Source organism: Methanosarcina sp. A14, from assembly GCF_001729375.1.
GTDB lineage: Archaea > Halobacteriota > Methanosarcinia > Methanosarcinales > Methanosarcinaceae > Methanosarcina > Methanosarcina barkeri.
In genome coordinates this window covers 1-3800 of sequence record NZ_LZPK01000199.1, presented here as the reverse complement: position 1 = coordinate 3800, position 3800 = coordinate 1, and the positions used below count along the sequence as shown (strand labels likewise).

4 protein-coding genes are annotated in these 3800 nt (G+C 41.9%); 1 reads left to right on the top strand and 3 read right to left on the bottom strand.

All coding sequences use genetic code 11. The features are described from left to right. Positions 1 to 995, bottom strand: a 995-nt coding sequence (locus A9239_RS10190; RefSeq protein WP_141706429.1) for a SagB/ThcOx family dehydrogenase, incomplete at its 3' end; no start/stop codon positions are given. A gap of 87 nt (positions 996 to 1082) precedes the next feature. Next, positions 1083 to 1625 carry a DJ-1/PfpI family protein gene (locus A9239_RS10185; protein WP_048155050.1) on the bottom strand — a complete coding sequence of 181 codons (543 nt, stop codon included), beginning with the start codon at positions 1623 to 1625 and terminating at the stop codon, positions 1083 to 1085. A 48-nt stretch (positions 1626 to 1673) separates the two neighbouring features. Here A9239_RS10185 and A9239_RS10180 point away from each other — a divergent pair, with 48 nt between their 5' ends. Further along, on the top strand, positions 1674 to 1934 hold the full coding sequence (locus A9239_RS10180; protein ID WP_048155047.1) for a hypothetical protein: 261 nt from the start codon (positions 1674 to 1676) through the stop codon (positions 1932 to 1934). Between the two features lie 94 nt (positions 1935 to 2028). Here A9239_RS10180 and A9239_RS10175 read toward each other — a convergent pair whose 3' ends face one another. After that, complete coding sequence (locus A9239_RS10175) at positions 2029 to 3384, bottom strand: TIGR00297 family protein (RefSeq protein WP_048118854.1); 1356 nt, start codon at positions 3382 to 3384, stop codon at positions 2029 to 2031. Between the last annotated feature and the right edge of the window lie 416 nt (positions 3385 to 3800).

The following is a 3800-nucleotide window of genomic DNA, read 5'->3' as shown; positions in this document are numbered from 1 at the left end:
GATTCTTCATTTGATTCTTCTTTTGATTCTTCTTTTACTTCTTCTTTTGATTCTTCTTTTACTTCTTCTTTATTTTCAAGGTAATCGGTTTCCTTCTTATAAGCTGCCGAGGCCGCTTTTTCGAGACCTACCCATTCAACATGCCCTGGGCTTAAACTGTTAGGAACGCCTTTCCAGGAAAGATTTTTAAAAGCAGGAATCGCTCCGGAAGAAATCCTGCCTTTTGTACAGGTCTTTCCTGCCGGATAGACCGCAAGCAGACAGGCAGGCTCCTGTTTTTCAGGACCTTTCTCTCCGGAAATGCCAAGAAGCACTGCAATCTCGTCCGAACCCATGTCTGCAAGAAGACTTGTTTTCCAGCCGAGCCCGGCAGCAGCAAAGGTCAGAGCAGCGATTGCATGCCCAATATCATGCTGTGCATATCGAAAGGCTCTGAGCCCATATTTCCAGGAAACCCGCCAGAAAATTGAACTCAGCCCCACGAAAAAAGTGCCTTCAGGAAAGCCCGAACTTAATAGCTCCCAGGTCTTTGACGAAAGTTCCGCTCTGAGTTCAAGAGCATGAGGAAAAGGAGCATAATGGCAGACAGACGGGGTTTTCAGAAGCCCCTTCACAGGACCGGAAAGAAGGTAAACCTCGGTAGGATGAAGGTTTCCACTTGAAGGATTAACGCGAAGAGGCCATTTTATACCTTCTGCTTTCTTCCAGGCAGAAATGGCGAAACTGTCAAAAAAAAGCCTGGAAATCGATTTCACACTCATTTCATACGGCTTGAGTTTTTCCGGTGAGAAAGCCTGTTCATAGGCAGGAAAAGTCTCAGCTATTATATGCTCATCGCTCCGGATCTCCAGATTAAAAAGTCGAGTTCCATGATAGTTAAGGAAGGGATCTGGCTTGAGAGGCAGATCCAGGCGATGAGGACCCGGAGCATAAGCTTTGAAGTTGTGTTTACTTGCCTGGTGATAAGCCAGTATGGCTTCAAGTTCCGCTGTCATAATAAGCACACCCGGTAACCTGAGAAATCTAATTCTCAGACAACTTTTCGGTAAAGGAGATCTGCATTTCAGAATCCTTGATGAAAATTAAGCTTTTTTCAGGGCCTCAAGTACGGCTTTTCCAAACGCATCAGCACTTGCAGGATCTCGCCCTGTGACCACACGACCCGAAACCACTACTTCCCTGTCCAGATAGATAGCACCATGTTCCTTAAGTTCACGTACAGTATCCGGACTTTTGAAGACTGTGCTCTCTTTGTCCTTCAAGATGCCTGTTCTTGCCAGTACTACAGGAGAAATGCAGATCGCGGAGAGCACCTTTTTTAGGTCATCAGCTTCTTTTACGAGTGCCTGCAGAGCTCTGTTATCCCACAGGTACTTTTTAGAGCCTGAGCCCCCTGAGATTACTATTGCATCATAGTCGTCAATTCTGGCGTCTGAGATCGCGATATCAGGCTTGATTGTTCCTCCGAGCATCCCTTTAGACGTTTTCTTAGATTCGGCTGCAATGGTAACTTTTACTCCTGCAGCCTCAAAAAGCTGTTTCGGAACAAAACATTCCTCGTCCCTGAATTGCTCCTGGGCGATTACAAGCAGGATTTTCTTATCTTTATACTCGGTTTCTGTCATCTGTTTACCTCCTGTAAGCTTGAAAACTAAGAGTCGAAGAAATAAAAAGTGGAATGGTTCAGTAACCCTGTTTCCTTAAGAATATGCAATGCAAATATAAATGGATACTTCTTTTCGGCAGTGAACAACCTGAGAAAATCTAGAAAGATTCTGGGAAAAAGTAGGAAGATCATGAGAAAAAGTAGAGAGATCATGAGAAAAAGTGGAAACATCATGAGATCGGTGAAGAAGCCGGAAAAAAGGTATAAGAAGACTGAAAAAAGGTATAAGAAGACTGAAAAAATTTTTGAAGCCTGGAGAAAGTTGTGAAAAAATGAAAAAAATGAAAGACCAGTATAAATAATCTGAGAGTCTCAGAAAAGGAATAAGGAAATAGAAATTAATAATATTGTTCCTATCTGGTTCAAGCTATAAGGAAATACAAAACAGCGGAGATCCCTGCTCCTGCAAAGGTCGCCACTAAATTGACTCCACTATTTGAAAGAACTCCCCTTTTCTGAAGTGTAGCTCCAAGGAAGCTGTCTATATTTGTCCCGAAAAACCCTCCTGCGGTTGTAATAAGGACTGTTAATATAAAATTATCCGAGATTCCCAGTAAATATGCAAGGACTCCTATCACTGCAGAACCGAAGATTGCAGCAAGTTCACCAAGCAATGATACGGCTCCGTCAACCCCGGGTTCCGAGAGTTTGAGGGTTGTTATCATTCTTGGCCTTCCTTTTGCTGTTGTCCCTATTTCACTTGCCAGAGTATCTCCGGTAGCTGTTGCAACCGTACCCATATAGGCATAGATGATCGGAAGACTGTGCTCCGGGAAAACCCCATATGCTACTGCAAGGGCAAGGGCTGCTGTACTGTTTGAAAATACATTTTCGTAACTCCGGATGCCGTCCTTAGCCTGCGCAATCCCGATGGATTCTTTGTATGCATATTTATACTTTGTAAACCCGCCTCCAAGAATAAAAAACGTGAGCAGAAGCAGGTACCAGGAAAGTCCACTGAAGACAATTATCAGGAATCCCAGAAGGGCAGCACTCAGAAGGGCAGAGACATCTGCAATCTTAGCTCTGTAAGCCAGCACACCCAGGATAAACGAGAATACAAGTGCTACGACCATTTTTTCAGGAGACACCCAGTACCTGAAATCTTCAAAAATCCACATTGTCATGCCTGCACCCAGCGGCACAGAAATATTCTTGTCTATTTTGGAGGGGATTGACTCGAAAAGAGAACCGGTAACCGCCCCGATAACAGCTATGAAGAATATCAGGTTATATGAAACCGGCAGTTTCTGCCAGTAGACAATCCAGCTTGCGGCAAAGAATGCAGCAGCAATCCGAAGTGCTAGGAAAGCCGAACTCCAGAGTATTGAAAAACTCCTCTTTTTGATTGTCCTCCGCCTTAAATTAGAATCAGGTACAGAATCTGTTTCCGAAAAAGAGGTTTTATGGTTTCCGACTGCCGCAATCGCAAATGCGGCGAGCACTATGTAGAAAGGATATGTATAAGAATAGCTCCCAGAAATCACGGAAACAAAGAGCATGAGAGCCAGAGAAAAAATAAGGCTGGTAGCATCTCTGTCACATAAAATGGTTTTCCCAGAAAACCGTATTCCCAGGAAAAGGACGACAGAGAAGATAAAAAGAAGATTCACCCCTGCAAAAGGAGCTATAAGAATGAGCAGGAGATACAGGATATGCATTACAGGAATTCCCTGGCAGAAATCCCCGTTTTTAGTGAATCGGGCAGCTCTGTTCATTATAAGACATCTTTTGTTTTTATTCATTATTGAAAGATACATAGGATAAGCTTATCTTTATAAATAAGTAGTTGTTTTTCTTTTAGAGATGATTTAAAAATATGTATTAAAATTTAAAAATATCTGTTTTAGCAATTGTAATCGAGATAAATTTACGCAAATATTTTAAGTCCTATAGAGATTATCCAATGAATAAAATAACTTTTGCCTCACATTTTATTATTCAGGATTTCTCAAACTTAATCTTCTCGGCAGTGTCTCAAATTTGCTGTAAATTTGAAGTCAAGTTTTTGCGTACTATGAAGAAAATTGATCTACCGATATAGAATTTTCTACCCAATAGTTTGTTGAGATTTATGATTTTAAGGAAAAATTGACGCACTACCTTTACGTGCTTCCCATAAATTATTCAAAAC

What these genes read in the sequence shown, in the direction of transcription:
- A9239_RS10185 (WP_048155050.1), bottom strand. Translation starts at nt 1,625, where the DNA reads ATGACAGAAACCGAGTATAAAGATAAGAAAATCCTGCTTGTAATCGCC.
- A9239_RS10175 (WP_048118854.1), bottom strand. Translation starts at nt 3,384, where the DNA reads ATGAACAGAGCTGCCCGATTCACTAAAAACGGGGATTTCTGCCAGGGA.